Origin of the sequence: Actinocatenispora comari (assembly GCF_017312725.1) — a bacterium.
Taxonomy (GTDB): domain Bacteria; phylum Actinomycetota; class Actinomycetes; order Mycobacteriales; family Micromonosporaceae; genus Actinocatenispora; species Actinocatenispora comari.
Window position 1 is genome coordinate 1 of the sequence record NZ_BOPO01000076.1, and the last position, 19,960, is coordinate 19,960.

General features: G+C 75.3%; 21 protein-coding genes. 14 read left to right on the plus strand and 7 right to left on the minus strand.

Annotation, left to right across the window (positions count from 1 at the left end; translation table 11 throughout):
• Window positions 1-109 precede the first annotated feature (109 nt).
• From NUM_RS19815 to NUM_RS19830, 4 genes are all read right to left on the minus strand, one after another.
• Window positions 110-613 carry a mycothiol transferase gene (locus NUM_RS19815; protein ID WP_207126390.1) on the minus strand — a complete coding sequence of 168 codons (504 nt, stop codon included), beginning with the start codon at window positions 611-613 and terminating at the stop codon, window positions 110-112.
• A 54-nt stretch (window positions 614-667) separates the two neighbouring features.
• Window positions 668-1,213 (minus strand): hypothetical protein, encoded by a 546-nt coding sequence (locus NUM_RS19820; RefSeq protein WP_207126391.1) that lies wholly within the window; start codon window positions 1,211-1,213, stop codon window positions 668-670.
• Complete coding sequence (locus NUM_RS19825; protein ID WP_207126392.1) at window positions 1,210-1,782, minus strand: helix-turn-helix transcriptional regulator; 573 nt, start codon at window positions 1,780-1,782, stop codon at window positions 1,210-1,212. The genes NUM_RS19820 and NUM_RS19825 overlap by 4 nt, the downstream gene beginning before the upstream one ends.
• Before the next feature lie 748 nt (window positions 1,783-2,530).
• Window positions 2,531-2,743, minus strand: a complete 213-nt coding sequence (locus NUM_RS19830) for a hypothetical protein (RefSeq protein ID WP_207126393.1) — start codon at window positions 2,741-2,743, stop codon at window positions 2,531-2,533.
• A 546-nt stretch (window positions 2,744-3,289) separates the two neighbouring features.
• Here NUM_RS19830 and NUM_RS19835 point away from each other — a divergent pair.
• From NUM_RS19835 to NUM_RS19865, 7 genes are all read left to right on the plus strand, one after another.
• Window positions 3,290-3,466, plus strand: a complete 177-nt coding sequence (locus tag NUM_RS19835) for a hypothetical protein (protein ID WP_207126394.1) — start codon at window positions 3,290-3,292, stop codon at window positions 3,464-3,466.
• A 48-nt stretch (window positions 3,467-3,514) separates the two neighbouring features.
• Window positions 3,515-4,015: a PH domain-containing protein gene (locus NUM_RS19840; protein ID WP_207126395.1), complete on the plus strand. Its 501-nt coding sequence runs from the start codon at window positions 3,515-3,517 to the stop codon at window positions 4,013-4,015.
• The gene (locus NUM_RS19845; protein ID WP_225918713.1) at window positions 4,012-5,826 is read left to right on the plus strand and encodes a PH domain-containing protein; all 1,815 of its coding nucleotides are present in this window, start codon (window positions 4,012-4,014) and stop codon (window positions 5,824-5,826) included. The genes NUM_RS19840 and NUM_RS19845 overlap by 4 nt, the downstream gene beginning before the upstream one ends.
• 60 nt (window positions 5,827-5,886) lie before the next feature.
• Window positions 5,887-7,188 (plus strand): sensor histidine kinase, encoded by a 1,302-nt coding sequence (locus NUM_RS19850; RefSeq protein WP_207126396.1) that lies wholly within the window; start codon window positions 5,887-5,889, stop codon window positions 7,186-7,188.
• Window positions 7,185-7,838 carry a response regulator transcription factor gene (locus tag NUM_RS19855; RefSeq protein WP_207126397.1) on the plus strand — a complete coding sequence of 218 codons (654 nt, stop codon included), beginning with the start codon at window positions 7,185-7,187 and terminating at the stop codon, window positions 7,836-7,838. Before NUM_RS19850 ends, NUM_RS19855 begins: the two co-directional genes overlap by 4 nt.
• A gap of 112 nt (window positions 7,839-7,950) precedes the next feature.
• Entirely contained in the window at window positions 7,951-8,466 is a 516-nt protein-coding gene (locus tag NUM_RS19860; RefSeq protein ID WP_207126398.1) for a hypothetical protein, read from the plus strand.
• Window positions 8,447-8,971: a GNAT family N-acetyltransferase gene (locus NUM_RS19865; RefSeq protein WP_225918714.1), complete on the plus strand. Its 525-nt coding sequence runs from the start codon at window positions 8,447-8,449 to the stop codon at window positions 8,969-8,971. The genes NUM_RS19860 and NUM_RS19865 overlap by 20 nt, the downstream gene beginning before the upstream one ends.
• 36 nt (window positions 8,972-9,007) lie before the next feature.
• Here the strand turns inward: NUM_RS19865 and NUM_RS19870 are convergent, their stop codons facing one another.
• Window positions 9,008-9,499, minus strand: a complete 492-nt coding sequence (locus NUM_RS19870; RefSeq protein ID WP_207126399.1) for a YbaK/EbsC family protein — start codon at window positions 9,497-9,499, stop codon at window positions 9,008-9,010.
• Between the two features lie 88 nt (window positions 9,500-9,587).
• Here NUM_RS19870 and NUM_RS19875 point away from each other — a divergent pair, with 88 nt between their 5' ends.
• Both NUM_RS19875 and NUM_RS19880 read left to right on the plus strand, forming a co-directional pair.
• Window positions 9,588-10,133, plus strand: coding sequence for a helix-turn-helix domain-containing protein (locus NUM_RS19875; protein WP_207126400.1), 546 nt, complete (start codon window positions 9,588-9,590; stop codon window positions 10,131-10,133).
• 100 nt (window positions 10,134-10,233) lie between these two features.
• On the plus strand, window positions 10,234-10,494 hold the full coding sequence (locus tag NUM_RS19880; protein ID WP_207126401.1) for a Prokaryotic metallothionein: 261 nt from the start codon (window positions 10,234-10,236) through the stop codon (window positions 10,492-10,494).
• 146 nt (window positions 10,495-10,640) lie between these two features.
• Here the strand turns inward: NUM_RS19880 and ggh are convergent, their stop codons facing one another.
• Both ggh and NUM_RS19890 read right to left on the minus strand, forming a co-directional pair.
• Window positions 10,641-11,993 (minus strand): glucosylglycerate hydrolase, encoded by a 1,353-nt coding sequence (gene ggh, locus NUM_RS19885; protein ID WP_207126402.1) that lies wholly within the window; start codon window positions 11,991-11,993, stop codon window positions 10,641-10,643.
• A gap of 22 nt (window positions 11,994-12,015) precedes the next feature.
• Complete coding sequence (locus tag NUM_RS19890) at window positions 12,016-12,651, minus strand: IMPACT family protein (protein ID WP_207126403.1); 636 nt, start codon at window positions 12,649-12,651, stop codon at window positions 12,016-12,018.
• 249 nt (window positions 12,652-12,900) lie between these two features.
• Here NUM_RS19890 and NUM_RS19895 point away from each other — a divergent pair, with 249 nt between their 5' ends.
• The 5 genes from NUM_RS19895 to NUM_RS19915 all read left to right on the plus strand — a co-directional run bounded on the left by NUM_RS19895 (window position 12,901) and on the right by NUM_RS19915 (window position 19,930).
• Window positions 12,901-13,671, plus strand: coding sequence for a VOC family protein (locus NUM_RS19895; protein WP_207126404.1), 771 nt, complete (start codon window positions 12,901-12,903; stop codon window positions 13,669-13,671).
• 137 nt (window positions 13,672-13,808) lie between these two features.
• Window positions 13,809-14,072: a type B 50S ribosomal protein L31 gene (locus NUM_RS19900; protein ID WP_207126405.1), complete on the plus strand. Its 264-nt coding sequence runs from the start codon at window positions 13,809-13,811 to the stop codon at window positions 14,070-14,072.
• Window positions 14,073-14,164: 92 nt separating this feature from the next.
• A complete protein-coding gene (locus NUM_RS19905; RefSeq protein ID WP_207126406.1) occupies window positions 14,165-15,772 on the plus strand; it encodes a S41 family peptidase in 1,608 nt (535 codons plus the stop codon).
• A 46-nt stretch (window positions 15,773-15,818) separates the two neighbouring features.
• The gene (locus NUM_RS19910; RefSeq protein WP_207126407.1) at window positions 15,819-16,838 is read left to right on the plus strand and encodes a fatty acid desaturase family protein; all 1,020 of its coding nucleotides are present in this window, start codon (window positions 15,819-15,821) and stop codon (window positions 16,836-16,838) included.
• A gap of 56 nt (window positions 16,839-16,894) precedes the next feature.
• Entirely contained in the window at window positions 16,895-19,930 is a 3,036-nt protein-coding gene (locus tag NUM_RS19915; protein ID WP_207126408.1) for an alpha-L-rhamnosidase, read from the plus strand.
• Window positions 19,931-19,960 lie beyond the last annotated feature (30 nt).

The window sequence follows — 19,960 nt, forward strand, 5'->3', positions numbered from 1 at the left end:
CACCCGTGAGCCCGCGGCACCGGTGAGCCTGCGGCACCGGTGAGCCCGCGGCACCGGTCGGGGCCCGGCCGGCGCGGCGCCGAGGTGCACCGCCGGCGTCGGGGCTTCGTCAGCGGCGCTCGGCCAGGCCGCGCAGGAAGGCGGCCTGGCCGGCGTGCTGGTTGTCCTCGGTGATCACGCTGACCAGCCGCACGCCCAGGCTGACCGGCGGATCCCAGCGCTCGTCGACGATCCGGTCCAGGTCCGCGTCGGACAGCCCGTCGAGGTAGCGGCGGCTGCGCTCGAACACAGCGTCGTGGTAGCCGGTCAGCAACTCGGCGCCGGCCCGTACCCGGGCGACCTGGTCGCTGCGGTGGCCGTAGCCGGTGTCGCCGACCGGCAGCCCCAGCCCGAACCGGTCGGCCCAGCCGTCCGCCCACACCTGCCCGGTACCGGCGACGTCGGCGACGTGGTCGTCCTGCACCCGGGTCAGATGCCAGACCAGCCAGGCGATCGAGTTGGCCTGCGGGTCGGCCCGCCAGGCCAGCTGCTCGTCGGTCAGCCCCTCGACGGCGCCGTGCACCACCTCGCGGACCCGGTCGAGTGAGTCGATCAGCAGTTCAGCGCTTCGCATCCGGCAAGTCTAGGCAGCCGGACCGCCGGCCCCGCCCGGTACACCCGGGTCGGGTCAGCCGTCCTTCGTCCAGTCGCGGCGGGCGGTCGGGTTGCTGAGCCAGATCAGCTCGGTGGCGCCCCGGTGACCGTGCACCGCGAGCACCTCGTCGACGCTGTTCCACAGGCCCAGCTGGTAGATGCCGGTGGTCAGGCCGCGCCACCGGGTCAGCACCGGACCACCGGGAAACGCCACCCCGAACAGCACGACGCCGGTACCGGACTGGCCGGTCGGGTCGCGGTGGCGCCACAGCGCGAACATCCGCGGCAGCTCCTCGTCCGCGACCGGCGGCAGGCTCTGCCCGGTACCGGCGGTGCCCGGCAGCGGTCCGCGATCGGCACCGGGTTCGCCCGCACCGTCCGGGTGCAGGAAGCGATCCCGCGCCACCGTGGCACCCCGGTACGCGCCGGCCAGCGCCGCGCCGACCTCGCCGGCGAGGCCGACCGGGTCCGCGGTGGGCGACCGGACCCGTTCGGCGCCGGCCGCCGCCGCGAGCGCGAGCTGCTGCAACGCCTCGGCGTACCGGTCGACCGCGGTCCGCTCGACGCCGGCCAGCCTCACTCGACCAGCCCCGCACGCAGTGCCAGCGCGACCGCCTGGGTGCGGCGGCGCGCGCCGAGCTTGTCGTACAACCGGCGAACGTGCGTCTTGACCGTGTCGGCGCCGATGCACAGCTGTTCGGCGATCTCCTCGTTCGTGGCGCCGTCGCAGAGCGCGTGCAGCACCTGCTGTTCGCGTCCGGTCAGCCGGATCGGCGGCCGCGGCGGCCGGCGCGGCGCCACCCGCAGCGCGCCGGTCACCGCACCGGCGACCGCCGCGAGCAGCAGGTCACCGTCGGCACCGACGTCCACCACGATCACCGCGGTGTGCGGGGAGCGGCGCGGCCCGAGCACCGTGATCGGGTCCCGGGCGAACCGGTAGTCGACCAGCACCACGTCGGTGTGCTGCCGGGTGTAGCAGGTCAGCGCCTGCCGGGGCGTGGTGGCCAGCCGTACCAGGTGGCCGTTGCCGGTGGCGACGAGGCGTTCGGCGAGCAGTCGGGCCGCCGCGCCGGCCGGCACGCAGGCCAGTACGGTGCGGGTCGGGCCCGGCGGGGAGTCAGGTCTGGCCGGGAGGGTGGCAACGCTCATTGCCGTCCCTCCTTCGTCGGAACGGCAATGAGGCACCAGAACGCGCGATGCCCATGACTCGCTCGCTCACGCTCACTCATGGCCGTCCCTCCTTCGTCGGAACGGCAATGAGGCACCAGAACGCGCGATGCCCATGACACGCTCGCTCACGCTCACTCATGGCCGTCCCTCCTTCGTCGCAGCGGCGACGAGGCAGCTCACCGCACGACGCCGATGATGCACTCGCTCTCGCTGGTTCATTGCGAGTCCCTTCCGGTGACACGTGAATCGGCCGGGGTCGCCCGGGCGGCGGCGCGGCGCGGAGACGGACGGCTCTGGACTGGCGCGGCGGGACCGCCGTCGCCGCGGATGGGCGCGGGCGCAGCGACACCGCGCGCGGGCCGTCCGCGCCGCGCGCGTGCCGACGACCCGTCACGGGTCGGCGCCTCGCCGAACATTCCGGTACCGAACGTCCCGCCGCCGGGCGTGGCGGTGCCGGTCATCCCGGCGCTGAGCAGCCCGGTGCTGAGCAACCCGGTGCTGAGCAACCCGGTGCCGGTCATTCCGGTGCTGGGCATGGCGGTACCTCGCATCCCGGTACCCGGCGGTCGGGCACCTGTGAGGTGGTACTGCTGCGTGCGCCCCGGCGAGCGGCGACGATGCCGGCCGGCGGGTGCACGTTCTCCTGCCTGCAACATGCACAACGCAACACCCGGCAGGGAGATACGGCCGGGCGAGGATCGGGGCCGGCAGACGTGGCCGGCCCGCGCTACCGGGGCAGCACCGGCGCGGGGGTCGATCGGCAGTCGCCGTTGTCGTCGTACCGCCCGGGGTCGTCGCCCAGCGCGGCGAGTACGGCGGCGGCTCGCCGTCGGGCCTGGCAACCGGCGCCGCCGCAGCGGCACCGGGTGGGCCCGGTCGGCACGTGCCGGCGGTAGACCAGGACTGCCAACTCGCGTACCCGCCAGGACGTGGCGCTCATCGGCGGACTCCTCGAGCCGGGGCCGGACGCCCGGCACGCGGGCCGGACTTCGGCTCAGCGTGCCACGCCGGATGTCGGCACCGTGCCGCTTTGCCGCGCCATCACCCTCCGGCACCGGCGGGCGTGTTGCCGACCGGCCGCACCGGTACGCGCCGTATCGGTGGGCCGGCGCCGGACTGCGGACCAGCGACGGCAAGACAGAACCCCCGGGAGGGCACGGAGAACGTGATCCGACCGCTTTCCACGGCCGAAGCCACTGCCGCCCATCGCCACCGGCAACGGGCTTTCCGTGACCGTTCCGACACTGCCACCCGCAACTGTGCGTGGCAAGCGTGTCGGCGCAACGAAGCCGGCGTGTCGCCACAAAGGGTGAACACATAAAGACGGTGCGTCTTAGATGATCATGGTGCAAGCCGGGACATCAGCCGTTTGTACGAGTCTGCAAGACCGCTGGCGACTGCCCCGGCGGGGCACTACGCTGGCGCCGGCAGCAGGCGTACATATCTCGACAAACAGGTGGAGACACCGCCGTTTCGGGAGTGACAGATGAGCAACCGCGGCAGCGGCTCGGACACACCGGTCGTACTGCGCGACACCCACCGCCCCGGCCCCGCATCGGTGCTGGTGGAAGCGAACGACCGGCTGCAGGACCTGCGCGCTCTGCTCGCCGGCGCGCTGACCGGCGACGAGCCGGACCGGGCGGACGAGCGCGCCGGCAGCTGAGCGCCTGCACGCTCCGGCCGGCGGGCCGGGATGTGTCATCGTTGCGGCGTGAGTGAGCAGACCCTGCAGCTGCGGCCGCCGCGACACCGGGTGCACCGGCGCGCCATCTGGTACTGGACCGCCAGCGCCGCGCCGATGTGGCTGGTGCTGATCGCCGCCCAGATCGTCGCGCTCGTGCTGGGGTGGGGCTGGCTGCGGCACTGGTGGGTGGTGACGCTGCCGCTCACCGTGCTGCTCGCCGCGGCGCACCTGGTGGTGATGCCGCAGTGGCGGTACCGGGTGCACCGCTGGGAGGTGACCCCGGAGGCGGTGTACACCCAGTCCGGCTGGTTCAACCAGGAACGCCGGATCGCGCCGGTGTCCCGGATCCAGACCGTCGACACCGACCGCGGCCCGTTCGAGCAGATCTTCCGGCTGACCAACGTCACCGTCACCACCGCCTCGGCGGCCGGCCCGCTGCGCATCCACGGTCTGGACCGCGACGACGCGTTGCGGGTGGTCGACCAGCTCACCGCCGACACCCAGGCCGAGCGGGGCGACGCGACGTGACCACCCCGCCCACCGGGCCGGACGGCCCGCGCGCCGACGACGTGGCGCCGGCCGGGCACCCCGACCCGCCGGCCGACGGCGTACCGCCGGACGGCCGCGACGTGCCCGCCGGCGCCGGGGGCGCGGTGCCGCGCGCCGACGACGTACCGCAGTGGCGCCGGCTGTCCAACCGGATGCTGCTGATCCACCCGGTGCAGTCGCTGCTGCAGTTCCTCCCGGCGCTGCTGGGCCTGCTGATCGCCGGTACGACCTCGGGCAACGGCCCCGTCTACAGCCTGCTGGGCGCCGCCGCGGCGATCGCGTTCGGGATCCTGCGCTGGCTGACCACGAGCTACCGGATCTCGACCGAGCAGGTCCAGGTGCGGCGCGGGGTGCTCAACCGGCGGGTCCTGTCGGTACGCCGGGACCGGATCCGCACCGTCGACGTGAGCGCGCCGGCGCTGCACCGGGTGCTCGGCCTGGCCCGGGTCACCGTCGGTACCGGACTGTCGGACCGTAGCCGCACCGACGGGCTGCGGCTGGACGCGCTGAACGCGGCGACCGCCGCCGAACTGCGCGAGGAGCTGCTGCACCGGGCCGATCCGGGGCCGGCCACCAGCCCCGCGACCGCCGCACCCGCGACCGCCGGGGACACGGCTGCCGGGGACACGGCTGCCGGCTCGCGGGCGGCCGGGCCCGGATCGCGGACCGGATCGCGGGCGGGCGGGTTCCCGTGGACGCCGCCGGCGCCGCCGACCGGTACCGAGCTCGCCCGGCTGTCACCGCGCTGGATCGGCTACGGCCCGTTCACGCTGTCCGGGCTGGTCACCGTCGGTGTGATCGGCGCGTTCCTGTCCCGGCTGGTGAACGAGTTCCACCTCGACCCCACTCGGTACGGCGCGACCCGGGAGCTCGCCGCCCGGGTGCTGCACACCTCGCTGCCGCTGCTGATCGGCGAGCTCGTGCTCGGCCTGCTGGTGCTCGCCGCGATCGCCTCGACCTGCGGCTACGTGCTGGCGTTCTGGGGGTTCCGGTTGACCCGGCTGCCCGGCGGCACGCTGCACGTCACCCGCGGACTGATCACCACCCGGGCGATCACCCTGGAGGAACGGCGGCTGCGCGGCGTCGAGGTCTCCGAGCCGCTGCTGCTGCGCGCGGTCGGCGGGGCCCGGTGCATCGCCATCGCCACCGGACTGCGGGTCGGTCGCGGCGCCGAACGCGGCGGCTCGCTGCTGCTGCCCTCGGCGCCGCGCGCCGAGGCGCGGCGGGTCGCGGTCGCCGTACTGGGACGGGCCGAACCGATCACGGTGCCGCTGACCCGGCACGGGCCGGCCGCCCGCCGCCGCCGGTACACCCGGGCGCTGGTGCCGTGCGCGCTGCTGGTGCTCGCCGCCGTGGTGCTGCACGCGCTTGTTCCGGTGCCCGACTGGGTACCGGTCGCCACGCTGGTGCTGCTGGTGCTGGCCGTCCTGGTGGCCGCGGACCGGTACCGCGGGCTGGGTCACGCCCTGGTCGACGGGACGCTCGTCGCCGGGCGCGGCAGCCTGGTGCGCCGGCGCAGCGCGCTGCCCACCGACGGCATCATCGGCTGGAACCTGCGCCGGTCGTACTTCCAGCGCCGCGCCGGGCTCGCCACCCTCACCGCCACCACCGCCGGCGGTGAGCAGGCCTACCCGGTACCCGACCTGCCGCTCGCCGACGCCACCGGCCTGGCCGACGCCGCACTGCCCGGGCTGCTCACCCCGTTCCTGGTGCCCGCCGGCTCGGGCTCCGACCAGGGTCGTAGGCCGGTCCGACCGCGCTCCGATGCCGCCGACCGGGCCGCGGGTTAGCGTCCGGTGGCGGACCTGGTGCGATCTGCTTCGGGCCGGATCGTGAGCGCGGGAGGGCGGATGGGCTGGCCACGGGAGCGCCGCTGGGCGGCCGCGCTGGGCACGCTCGCCATCGCGGTGGCGCTGTTCGCCGGCGCGTTCGTCGACATCCCGGTCGGCGCCCGGGTCGCGGTCACCGTGCTGGCGGTGCTCGCGGCCGCGATCTGGGCGGTACTGGTCGTCTGGCGCTCCGCGGGCACCACCGGGGAGGCGCTGCTCGCCGCCGGGTTCGGGCTGCTGGGCATCGTGTCGACCGCGATCGCGCCGGACGGGCTGGGCTACCTGATCAGCTACGTCGCGCTGATCCGGCTGGCCATGCGGCTGCCGGTACGGGTGTCCGCGCCGATCGCGGCGGCGCTGGTGGTGCTGCTCGGCGCCGTGTTGCTGTGGGCCGGTGTCCCCGTCGCGGTCACCGCGGTGTTCGCGCTCGGCGCCGGCTTCATGTACCTGGTGGGCGACCTGGCCGCCCTCGGCGGCGCCGCCCGGGACCACGCCGAACGGCTGCTGGAGCAGCAGGCGGCCACCCGTGCCGCCGTCGAACAGGCCGCGGTGCTGCGGGAACGCGGCGCGCTGGCCCGGGAGGTACACGACATCGTGTCGCACACGTTCGCCGGCCTGGCGCTGCAACTCGAGGCCGCGAAGGTGCTCGCCGAGCGTACCGACGCCGACCCGCGGCTTCGCGCCGCGCTGGCCCACGCGCACCAGCTGACCCGGTCGGGGATCGCCGACACCCGCCAGGTCGTCGCGGCCCTGCGCGGCGCCGCGCTGCCCGGCCCGGCGCTGGTGGCCACCCTCGTCGCCCGCGCCCGGCAGGAACAGGGGCTGCCGGTGGAGTACACGGTGACCGGCGAACCGCGTCCGGTCGCCCCGGAGGTCGGCCTCGCGGTGTACCGGATGGTGCAGGAGGCGCTCACCAACACGGTGCGGCACGCCGGTACCGGTGCCCGGGCGTCGGTGTCGGTGCGCTGGACGGCCGAGCGGCTCACCGTGTCGGTGACCGACTCCGGCGGCGCCGCAACGCATCCGGCCGGTGCGGTCGACGCCGGACCGGCCACGCCGGGGCCGAGCGCCCGCGCCCAGCCGGCCACGGTCGGCGCCGGTACCGGACCGGGCGGCGCGACACCGGGGGCCGCGGGCGAACCGGTGACCGACGGCGGCACCGGCGCGACGACTCCGCCCGGCGGGTGGGGGTTGGCGGGGATGGCCGAGCGGGCCGAGTTGCTCGGCGGCGGGCTGGTCGCCGGACCGACCGGCGACGGGTACTCGGTGGTGCTCCGGTTGCCGCTGACCGCCGCGCACGACGGGCCGGGTGAGCCGCGATGACCGCGGTACGGGTGCTGGTGGTCGACGATCAGCGGGTGGTCCGGGACGGGTTGACCATGCTGCTCGGCCTGTTGGACGGCATCGACGTGGTCGGTACCGCGGTCGACGGTCTGGACGCGATCGCGAGCGCCGACCGGCTGCGTCCCGACGTGGTGCTGATGGACCTGTCCATGCCGCGCTGCGACGGCCCGACCGCCACCCGGCGCATCCTGGCCGACCATCCGGAGATCCGGATCGTCGTGCTCACCACGTACTCCGACGACGAGTGGGTGTTCGCGGCGCTGAACGCCGGCGCCCGCGGCTTCGTCACCAAGGACGCCAGCGCCGCCGAGATCGAACACGCGATCACCACGGTGGCGGCCGGTGAGGCGCTGCTGGACCCGAGCGTGCAGCGACGGCTGCTCGACGCGTACGCCCGCGGGATCCCGGCCGGGGTGGCCGCACCGGACGCGGCGGCGCTCACCGCGCGGGAGGCGGAGGTGCTCGCGCACATCGCGGCCGGCGAGTCCAACGCCGAGATCGCGGCGGGGTTGACGGTGTCCGCGGCCACCGTCAAGACGCACATCACCCACCTGCTGGCCAAGACCGGCAGCCGGGACCGCGCGCAGCTGGTGCGCTACGCGTACCGGTACGGTCACGCCCGGCCGTGACGCCGAGGCTCACCCCACGGTCGTAGCGGCGGGTTCGGAGCGTGCTCCGACGCGACGCCACCACCTCCGCTTCTAGCGTCCTGGGCATGGATTCGGGGTGGGAGGGACGGCGATGACGGCGATCAACGCGGCCGTGACGGTGGTGATCCTGGCGATCGTGCTGGTGCGGCAGTTCGTGCCGCGGCAGGTACGGGCCCGGCCGCTGATCTGGGTCGCCGTGCTGCTGGTGCTCGGGGTGGCGCCACCCGGCCCGGCCCCGGCGACGGCCACCGGTATCGCGCTGCTGGTCGCCTCGCTCGCCGTCTCGGCGGCGCTGGCGGTGCCGCGGGCGACGTCGATGCGGCTCTGGCTGGACGAGCACGGCGCCGCGTGGCGGCGCGGCAGCGTCGGGACGCTGTGGTGGTGGCTCGCCGCGATCGCGGTACGCATCGGGTTCGCCGCCGGCGGCCAGCTGCTGTTCGGGGAGCCGGAACGGGCCGGGTCGCTGTGGCTGGGCCTCGCGGTCACGCTCGGGGTGCAGCAGCTGGTGCTGACAAAGCGGGTGCGCGCGCTGGGCGGCCCGGCCAGAATCGGGGGGCCCAGCGGGACCCGACCACCGAGGAGTGCCCTTGCCCGACCCCATCGATGAGCCCTGGCGCACCCGGCCGGAGGCGGCCGCGGACCGCGCCGCGGTGCACCAGATCGTCCGGGCCGCGTTCGGCCGCCCGGACGAGGCGGACCTGGTCGAGACGCTACGCACCGATCCCGGCTGGCTGCCCGACCTGTCGTACCTCGCCACCGACGCCGCGGGCACCCCGGTCGCGCATGCGCTGCTGACCCGCGGCCGGATCGGCGACACCCCGGTCGTCGGGCTCGGCCCGGTGGCGGTACTGCCGGCGTACCAGCAGCGCGGCGCGGGCGGCGCGGTGATCCGCGCGGTGCTGACCGCCGCCGCCGACCGCGGCGAGAGCGCCGCGATGGTGCTCGGCCATCCGGACTACTACCCGCGGTTCGGCTTCCGCCGGGCCTCCGAGTTCGGCGTGTCGCGGCCGGACGGCTGGCCGGACGAGGCGTTTCTCGCCCTGCCGCTCGGCCCGCACGGCGCGGTACCGGCCGGCCCGGCCCGCTACGCCGAACCGTTCCACGCCGCCTGATCCGCCGGCGCGGCAGGAATCCCGGGCGCGGGTGGGTCAGGCGGTGACCGGGAGCAGGCGGCCGCCGGTGAGCCGGACCAGCTCGGCGGCCGTGGTGGCGAACACGGTGTGCGGGGTGCCGGCCGCTGCCCACACCACCGGGTAGGCGGTGAGCGCCTCGTCCACCACGGCCGGCAGGGCACGCGGGTGGCCGACCGGCGCGACGCCGCCGATCGCCTGGCCGGTGGCCGCTCGTACCTGCTCGGGGGTGGCGCGGCGCAGCGGGCCGCGGCCCCACCGGCGGGACAGCGCCTCGGTATCGACCCGGTGCGCGCCGCTGGTCATCACCAGGACCGGTTCGTCGTCGCTGACGAACACGAGACTGTTGGCGATCGCACCGACCGCGCAGTCCAGCGCCGCCGCGGCGGCCGCGGCGGTCCGGGCCGAGTCGGCGAGCTGGCGGATCGTCGTGGCGACGCCGGCCGCGGCGAGCGCGTCGGCGACCTGGCGGCTTCGTTCGGGCAGGGCGGTCGGATCGAGCTGAGTCATCTCCACCTCACTGGCGTTTCGTATATGGAACGGTAGCCAGCACGCTCCGGTACGGTCAAGCCGGTAACGGCGACGGCGGGGAGGGTGCATGGAGCTGGCCGAGCAGGTCGGACACCGGTTGCGGGCGCTGCGCGAGACCCGCGCGCTGAGCCTGTCCGCGCTGGCCCGGCGCTCCGGCATCGGCAAGGCGACGCTGTCCCGGCTCGAGTCGGGCCAGCGCAACCCGACCCTCGCCACCCTGTACGCCCTGACCACCGCGCTCGACGCGCCGCTGTCGGCGGTACTGCCGGGGCCCGCCGACGACGCGCCCGCGGTGTCGGGCGCCGCGGTCGACGCCCGCCTCATCGAGCGGCGGGCCGACGGGGGCCTGGTCACCGAGGCGTACCGGGTGGACATCCGGGCCGGCGCCGACCAGCGCTCGGCCGCGCACGCCCCCGGCACGTACGAGCAGCTGATCGTGCTCTCCGGGACGGTCCTGGTCGGGCCGGTGGACGCGCCGGTGACGGTGCACGCCGGCGGGCACGTCCGGTTCGCCGCCGACGTGGCGCACCGGTACCGCTGCCCCGACGCCACCGCGCACGGCCTGCTGACCGTCCACTACCCGATCACCCCCGCCGCCACCCGTCCGGGATGACGCCGACCCCGGTGGGCCGCGCGGTTGGGCGAAACGGCGGACAGCGGCGAGGGCGCCGGCCACACTGATGCGGAAGGAGCGGCCGGAAACGGGGGTAATCATGGCGATTTGCGAGGTTTGCGGCAACGACTACTGGATGTCGTTCGAGATTCGCACGCTGGGCGGCCAGACCCACGTGTACGACTCGTTCGAGTGCGCGATCCAGCAGCTGGCGCCGATCTGCGAGCACTGCTCGTGCCGGGTGATCGGACACGGCGTCGAGGTCGGCAGCCACCTGTACTGCTGCGCGCACTGTGCCCGGGCCGACGGCGGCGACGCGGCCGAGTCGATCCGCGACACGGTCGGCGCGCACCCGGGCTGACCCGGCGCCGGCCCGCCCGCGGCCCGAACGAGCCGACGGCGCGGATCAGCCGGCGACCCGGATGAGCCGGCTGCCCGGACAGGCCGGCGGCGCGGATCAGCCGGTCGCCCGGATGAGCCGCTGCCCGGACCGGCCGGCGGCGCGGATCAGCCGGCGGCGAGCCAGTCCAGGGTGACCGCGGCGGTCCAGGACTGGTCCGGTGAGCCGAGCGGCTCGCCGGTGAACGGCTCGACGTACTCGGCGAAGCCGGCGGTACTAACCTGCTCCAGCGACGCCGCCCGCAGCGCGGCCGCCGCGGTGTGCTCGCCGAGCGAGCCGAGCGAGCGCCACAGCAGCCAGCCGAGCACCGGCCAGCTCGGCCCCCGCCAGTACGTGCGGGGCCGGAAAGCCGGGTCGGCCGGGCTGGTGGACGGCGGTACCGGCCAGCGCAGCCGGGCGTCGCCGAGAAACCGCGCCGAGGCGAGCTCGGCGAGCAGCTCCGAGCGGCGCTCGCCGCCGGCGACCAGGCCGGCGAACCCGGCGACGGTGCGGCACCGTACCGGGGTGCCGGCGCGGACGTCGCGATCCAGGCACAGTCGCAGCCGCGGGTCGTAGCAGGCGTCGACGGCGGCGCGGCCCCGGTCCCGCCAGCCGGCGATCACCGCCCGGTCGGCCGCGGGCGCCCCGATCCGCGCGGCGATCCGGCCCAGCGCGTCGTTGGCGGCCACCAGGATCGCACTGAACAGCACGTCCTTGAGCACCAACGGGTGGGTCGCGGCGATCCGGTCGTCGGCGTAGCCGGCCCGCCGCAGCAGTTCGACCAGCCACAGGTACCGGTCGTACTCGGCGTCGCTGGGCCGCTGCGCCGGGTCCGCGACGTGCCCGGTGTCGCGCCGCCGGTACGGCGGCAGGTCACCGACCTCGACCCGGGCCAGCGCCGCGTCGAACCGTGGCGAGTTGTCGGTACCGGACTCCCACGGGTGGTAGATGCTGACCAGCCCGCTGCCCTGCGGGTCGCGCTCGGTGGCCAGGTAGCGGTGCCAGGCGAGCACCTTCGGGTACAGCTCGACCAACGCGGCGTCGACGCGGTCGACGTCGTCGCGCGCACCGCCGGTGCGGTCCGGTCCGGCCGGGCGGGTCGCGGCCCGGTCGGCGACCTCGGCGAGGTGCGCCAACGCGAGCGCGTGCACCGGCGGCTGGCAGATGCCGGAGGTGGGCCGGTCCGGCGCGGCCGCGGCGACACCGGTGCCCCAGCGGGCCGGATCCGGGAAGTACGACTCGGCGGCGGCCGCCGGGTCGTACACGATGTGCGACACCATCCCGTTCGCCCACTGGCCGGCGAACAGGCTGCGCAGCTCGGTCAGCGCGCGCGGCACCGACAGGTGCGCCCAGCCGACCGCGACGAAGGCGGAGTCCCAGCTCCACTGGTGCGGGTACAGGTGTGGCGCGGCCCGGGTCCAGCCGCCCGCGTCGTTGCCGGCCAGTACCGCCGCCGCCGCGGACCACAGCCGCTCGTCCACGCTGTCCCCCTTCGGCCGCCGCTCAGGCGTCCGCGTAGTCGCTGCCGGTCTCGGTGAGCCGGCCGGTGCCGCCGGTCTGCTCGGCGACCAGGGCGCGCGCCGCCTCGACCCGCTCCGGCGGGACCGCGAGGGTCAGCCGCACGCCCTCCGCGGCGTACTCGACGGCGCGCACCGCGCCCGGGTCGGCGACCCGCAGCGCGTGCTCCAGCCCGCCCGCGTGCGCGTGGTCGACGGCCACGGCGAGCAGCGCGACCGGCCGGCGTACCAGCACCCCGGCGGCGTCGATCGCGCCGGCCACGGCCGACCGGTACGCCCGGGCGAGGCCGCCGGTGCCCAGCAGCACGCCGCCGAACCAGCGGGTCACCACCGCGACGACGTCGGTCAGTTGCTCGCCGTGCAGCGCGGCGAGCATCGGCGCGCCGGCGGTACCGGCCGGTTCGCCGTCGTCGTTGGAGCGCTCCAGCGCCGGCGCCCGGCCCAGCACGTACGCGCTGCAGTGGTGCCGGGCGTCCCAGTACGCCCGGCGAACCTGCGCGATGACCTCGCGGGCGGCGTCCTCGTCGGCGACCCGGCGCAGGGTGCAGCGAAACAGCGACCGCTTCACCTCGACGTCGTACTCGACGCCGGCCGCGACGGTCCGGAACCCGCCCGTCGTCACGTTGCCCCCTCGCAGGTCCGGACCGGACCCGTCGGCTCCACACTATCGGCGGACCGGCGCGGCGAACCGATCGCCGGGTGGCGACCGGTTCGCCGGGCTCGGGCACCCCGATGTGTGGACCTCGGCGCGATCGGCGGCGGGGGCCGCGATGAGTTCCCGATGATGCACTCGTCAACACCGGCAGAGACCGCCACCGCGGCGCCGGCGACCCGGGCGCTGCGAGACCTTGACCCGAGGGGATGCACAGCGATGACCACCCGTACCGCGCCGCCCGCCGGCGCACCCTGCTGGCTCGACCTGTCCACCACCGACGAGGCGGCGAGCCGCCGCTTCTACACCGACCTGTTCGGCTGGCACGCGAACGAGCCCGCCGCCGAGTTCGGCGGCTACAGCACCTTCGAGCGCAACGGCGCGCCGGTCGCCGGGATGATGCCCGCCCAGGGCGACTACGCCGGGAACGACAGCTGGGGCGTCTACCTGGCCACCGCCGACGCCGCCGGCACGCTCGACGCCGCGGCCGGCAACGGCGGTACCGTCACCTCGCCGGCGATGCAGGTCGCCGATCTCGGCACGATGGGCCTGGTCACCGACCCGGACGGTGCCCTGATCTGGGTCTGGCAGCCGGCCCGGCACCAGGGTTTCCTGGAGTACGCGGTGGACGGCGCGCCCGGCTGGTTCGAGCTGCACACCGACCGGTACGAGGACGTGCTCGGCTTCTACCGCACCGTGTTCGGCTGGAGCACGGCGACCGAGGCGGACACTCCGCAGTTCCGGTACACCACGATGCGCAACGGCGAGGAACAGCTCGCCGGCGTGATGGACGGCAGCGGGATGCCGGATGCGGACAAGGGCTGGTCGATCTACTTCGCCGCCGACGACGTGGACGCCACCGCGGCCCGCGCGGTCGAGTTCGGCGCGAAGATCGTGCGGCCGGCCGAGGACACCCCGTACGGGCGGCTCGCGGTGCTGGACGACCCGAACGGCGCCCGGTTCAAGCTGGTCGGCCCGAACAACAGGTGAGCGGCCGGCGGTGACCCGGCGCTGCGCCGCGCCGGGTCACCGGATCGCGGGATCCCGGCCCCGGCGCGCATGGCCGGCCGGGCGGCGGGCATCCGGAGTGGGTAGCGAAGCGGCGCGCCGCAGGAGGGCGAATCCTCATGAAATCCGGCATCCATCCCGACTACCACCCGGTCGTCTACCAGGACCGCAGTACCGGGGAGAGCTTCCTGACCCGCTCGACCGAGACGTCCGATCAGACCGTCGAGTGGTCCGACGGGAACACCTACCCGCTCGTCGTGGTCGACATCAGCGCGGCGTCCCATCCGTTCTGGACCGGACAGCGCCGGGTGCTCGACACCGCCGGCCAGGTGGAGAAGTTCCGCCGCCGTTACGGCGACCGGGCGACCGGCCGCCGAAGCTGATCCGGCGGCCCCCGGGCCGCTCCGTGCGGGTCGGCACCGTGGCCCGGCCGCGGATCCCGGAGCGGGGTGCGCGACACAGCTAGCCTGCCGCCATGGACTCACCGGCGGCCGACCAGACCCTGTCCGCCAGCGCGGCGGGCGCCGATCTCGACCAGCTCGTCGAGACGCTGACCGACACCCACCCGGACGCGTACCGCGGGTTCGGCGGCGCCGTCGCGTTCTGGCGGGCGGTCGACGAGACGCGGGCGGCCATCCCGGCGTCCGGCCTGACCGTCACCGCCCTGTACGGGCACCTGGCCCGGCTCGCCGCCGGCGTGCGGGACGCGCACACCGCCGTGTTCCCGCCCGGGCGCCGGTCGTTCACCGACGCCTCGGCACCCCGGTACGGGATCGACTGGGACGTGGTGGACGGCGCGCTCGTCGTCGGCGCCGTGCACGCCGCCGGTCACCGACCGCTGCTCGGCGCCCGGCTGCGCGCCGTCGACGGGGTCGCGTTCGGCGAGCTGGTCGAGCGGATGCGGCGGCTGCGCGGGTACGACAACGAGCACGGCAACCTGGTGCAGCTCGCTCAGGCGCTGGACGACCCGGTCGGGGCCACGCTGCTGACCGGCGCCGCGGACCGGCGCCGGGTCGAGGTGACCGCCTCGGGCGGACCGGCCGAGGTGACGCTGACGCCGTGGCGGCCGCGGCCGGCCGACCGGCTGGCGCCGGCGTCCCGGCTGCGGCTGCCGGAGCCGGGGCCGACCGGGATCGCGACGGCGCTGCTGGGCACCGTCGGCTACCTGCGACTCGGTGAGCTGCTGGGCTACCGGGAGGCCTTCGAGATTGCCCGGGCGAACGGCGTCGACTGGGTGCTCGGCGAGCGCCTGGACGCGGCGCTGGAGCGGCTGGGTGTGACCGATGCGCCGGCGACGGTGGACGAGCGGATCGCACTCGTACCGTCCGCGAGCGACGCGGTCGCCGGGCTGCTCGAGCGGCTGCGCGCCGCGGGCGGCGACCGGCTGGTGGTCGACCTGCGGCACTGCCCGGGCGGCAACTCGATCATCGGCGACCTCCTCGCCGCCCTGCTGTACGGCGTGGCGGCGGTGCTCGACGGCGACGAGGGCTACCAGGTGCCGCGGCATTCCCCGCGGTACTTCGAGCACTACCGCGACAGCGACGCCGCGCCGGGCTACGACTTCGGCGCCGAGCGCGACTGGCACGCGACCCGCGCCGATCCGCGCCGCCGCCGCGAGCTGCGCCGGGACGCGCTGGCCGAGCTGCGCGGCGAGCTGCCCGCCTTCGACCGGCAGCTCGCCCGTGTCGCGACGCCGCCGGCACCGCGGGTGGCGGTGGTGGTGGACGCGTTCACGTTCTCGGCCGGGTTCGACGTCATGCTCGCGCTGCGCCGGCACGGCGCGACCGTGGTGGGTACAGCACCGGCTCAGGCGGCGAACTGCTTCATCGACATCCTGCCGTTCCGGCTGGAACGTTCCGGGCTGCGCGGCATGGTGTCGTTCAAGTGGTCGGTGTCGCTGCCGGACGAACCGGACAACGGCACCCTGCTGCGCCCGGACGTGCCGCTCACCGCCACCGGGTACGACGCGGACCCGAACGCGGCGGTCCTGCTGGCGCTGGCGCACCTCGACCGCGGCGGCGCCCGTACTGGGGCTGGCACCAGTACGGATGGGGGTGCGTGCGGCACTGCGCCGGAGCGGTGACTCCCGCACTCTGGAGGGGCCTGTCCCCCACCAGTCAGGAGCCGCGATGTCCGTACCGACCGCCGTCCGACGTGGCACTGGCAGTGACTACGCAGAGCTGTCCCGACGGATCGCGGCGGCGGGATTGCTGCGCCGCCGACCCGTCTACCAGGTGTTCGCGCTCGGCTCCACTGCCGCCCTGTACGTCGGGGCCTGGGTGGTGTTCGCGCTGGTCGGCGACTCGTGGTGGCAGTTGGCGACGGCAGCGCTACTCGCCGTGGCGTTCACCCAGGTGGGGTTCACCGGGCACGAGGTGGCACACCGGCAGGTGGTGGCCTCGCGCCGCAACGCGGAACGGATCGGGTTGGTCGCGGGCAACCTGCTGATCGGCCTCGGGCACGGTTGGTGGTCGGACAAGCACACGCGGCACCATGCGCATCCCAACCAGGTCGGCGCCGACCCGGACGTGGCCGCCGGCGCGGTGCGCTGGACCGAGGAGCAGGCCGAGGAGACCTCCGGCGTGCAGCGGTTCGTGACCCGCTGGCAGGGCTTCCTGTTCCTGCCCATGCTGACGTTGGAGGGGCTCAACCTGCACGTCGCCGGGTTCCGCTCGGCGTTCGGCCGCAAGGTGCGCCACCCGGTGCTGGAGGGCGTGCTGCTCGGCCTGCACGTGGTCGGCTACGTCACCGTCGCGTTCACCGTGCTGTCGCCGGGCAAGGCGATCGCGTTCATGGCGCTGCACCAGGCGCTGTTCGGTGTCTACATGGGACTGTCGTTCGCGCCCAACCACAAGGGCATGCCGGTACTCGGGCCGGACGTGCAGCTCGACTTCCTGCGCCGCCAGGTGCTCACCTCCCGCAACGTGCGCGGTGGGCCGGTCACCGACTGGCTGCTCGGCGGACTCAACTACCAGATCGAGCATCACCTGTTCCCGTCGATGCCGCGACCCGCGTTGCGCCGGGCGCAACCGATGGTCGCCGCCTACTGCGCCGAGCTCGGCGTCGACTACGAGCAGGAGTCGCTGCCCCGCTCGTACGCCCGGGCCCTGCGGGCGCTGCACGAGGTCGGCGAACCGCTACGCTCTTGACACCCCCTCCGGCTGCCTGAAAGCGTTGCCGCATCGGGCATCTGGGGGTGGCGCACGTGACGGAACCGGTGCGGGTCGACGATCCGCGGGTGGAACGGCTCGTCGATCCGATCGGGATCGACGAGCCGTCGCCGTTGCTGTCCTGGCGGCTGACCGGCCCCCGCCGCGGCATCGAGCAGCGGGCGTACCGGATCGTGGTGGCCACCGAGGCCGACCCGCTCGGGGCCCCGCCGCACTGGGACAGCGGGCTGGTGGAGTCCGGCGAGAGCGTCGGGATCGCCTACCGCGGCCCGGCGCTGGCGCCGCGCACCCGGTACGTGTTCCGGGTGCGCGTCACCGACGAGTCGGGCGCCGAGAGCGACTGGTCGCCGCCCGGCAGCTGGGAGACCGGCCAGCTCGACCAGGCACGGTGGACGGCGGGCTGGATCACCGCGGCGGGCGAGCGGGACGCGCCGCTGCCACCGGACCTGGACACCACCGAACCGCTGCGCTCGCTGCACCGGATCGGCGCGCCGGTCGGCGACGGCACGGCGCCGGCCGGCGGTCCGGCCACGCTGCGCACCTCGTTCGAGCTGCCGGGTGGCCGCCGGGTCGTGGCCGCAACCACCGCGTTCGCGGACGGGGTCACGGTGCGCGTCAACGGCACCGAGGTGCCGGCGGTCGGCGACGCCGCCCGGGCACTTCGCCCGGGCGGCAACGAGCTCGCGGTCACGACGCCGGCCGGCCACGCGGTCGGCCGGCTGGACGTCACGCTCGACGGGCTGCCGCCGCGCACCATCGCCACCGACGACACCTGGCGTACCGACGACGGTCGGCTCGCCGTGTCGCTCGGGCCGCACGGTGCGCCGCCGTGGGGGCGCGCGGCGGTGACCCACCGGCCCAGCCCGTACCTGCGGCGGGAGTTCCGGCTCGACGCGCCGGTGCGGCGGGCCCGGTTGTACGTCACCGCCGCCGGCCTCTACTCGATGCGGCTCAACGGGACCCGGGTCGGCGCCGACCGGCTCGCGCCCGGCTGGACCGACTACGCCACCCGGGTGCCGTACCAGAGCCACGACGTGACCGACCTGCTGCGGGACGGCGACAACGTGCTCGGCGCGGTGCTCGCGGACGGCTGGTTCGCCGGCAGCGTCGGCTTCTGCCGCTCGTTCCACTATGGACACATCCGGGCCCTGCGGGCCGAACTGCACGTCTGGACCGTCGACGGCGGGCACACGGTGATCGGCACCGACCCCGGATGGCGCACCGGCACCGGTGCGGTCCGGTACGCCGACCTGCAACACGGCACGGTGGTGGACGCCCGGGCCGAACCGGTCGGCTGGGACGCCCCGGGGTTCGCCGGCGACTGGCCGGCGGCGGTGCCGACCGACGGGCCGGCCGGCCGGGTCACCGCGGCGATCGCGCCGCCGATCCGGGTCCGGCACGAGCTCGCGCCGCGGTCGGTGCGCACGACCGCGGACGGCCGGACGATCGTCGACTTCGGGCAGAACCTGGTCGGCTGGATCCGGCTGCGGGTACGCGGCGAGCCCGGCCGGCGCGTGCTCGTCCGGCACGCCGAGGTGCTCGACCACGACGGCGAGCTGTACCTGGACGCGCTGCGCACCGCGCGCGCCACCGACGAGTACGTGCTGGCCGGCGATCCCGCGGGCGAGGTGTTCGAGCCGGAGTTCACCAGCCACGGCTTCCGCTACTGCGAGCTGACCGGCTGCCCGGACGGCGCCGAGATCACCGCGCTGGTCGGGTACGCGGACATGGCCGCCACCGGTGAGTTCGAGTGCTCCGATCCGCGGCTGAACCGGTTGCACGACAACATCCTCTGGAGCCAGCGGGGCAACTTCCTCGCGGTACCGACCGACTGCCCGCAGCGGGACGAGCGGCTCGGCTGGACCGGCGACGCGCAGGTGTTCGCGCCGACCGCGGCGTTCGGGTACGACGTGGCCGCGTTCCTGCGCAAGTGGCTGGTCGACGTGCGGGACGCGCAGCGCCCGGACGGGGCGATCACGCACGTCGCGCCGGACGTGCTGAGCGGGCACCTGGACACCCCGCAGCACGGCAGCCCCGGCTGGGGCGACGCGATCGTGCTCGTGCCGGCCGCGCTGCACGCCGCGTACGGCGACACCCGGGTGGTGCGCGAGTGCCTGCCGGCGATGCTGCGCTGGCTGGACTACCTGGACCGGACCGACGCGCCGCGCCATCCGGCCGGCGGGTTCGCCGACTGGCTCGCGGTGACGCCGACCGGCAAGGACGTGGTGAACGCCGCGTACCTGGTGCACTCGGCGCGGGTCGCGGCGCGGCTGGCGCGGGTGGTGGACGAGCCGGCCGCCGCCGCGCACTGCGCGGACATCGCCGACCAGGCCGCCGCGGCGTTCCGGGACGGGTACGTGGGTGGGGACGGGCGGATCGCCGGCGGCACCCAGACCGGGTACGTGCTCGCGTTGCAGGCGGGGCTGGTCGCCGAGGCGGAGCGGCCCGCGGTGGTGCGCCGGCTCGCGGCCGAGGTCGCCGCCCGCAACACGCACCTGAGTACCGGCTTCCTCGGTACCCCGTGGCTGCTGGACGCGCTGGCCGACGGCGACCGGCTGGACGTCGCGTACGCATTGCTGCTGCGCGACACGTACCCGTCCTGGCTGTTCCCGGTGGTGCACGGAGACGCCACCACGATCTGGGAGCGGTGGGACTCGTGGAGCGAGTCGCGCGGGTTCGCCGACGAGGGGATGACCTCGTTCAACCACTACGCGTACGGCGCCGTCGGCGACTTCCTGCACCGGGTGGTGGGCGGACTGGCGCCGGCCGAACCCGGGTACCGGCGGATCAGGGTACGGCCGCGGCCCGGCGGCGGCATCGACTCGGCCAGCGCCCGCCTGCACACCGGCTACGGTCTCGCGAGCGTGCGGTGGCGGGCCCAGCCGTACCGGCTGGAGGTGGTGGTGCCGCCGAACACCAGCGCGGACGTGCACCTGCCGGCCGGCGTGACGCCGCCGCCGGGCGACGGGCCGGGCGTGCGGTCGGTGACGCCGGACGACGACGGCGGCGCGGTGGTGTGGGTCGGTTCCGGAAGCTACGTGTTCACCGGAAGCTACGTGTTCACCGGCTGACCGTGCGCCGATCCGACTTACTTTACTGAC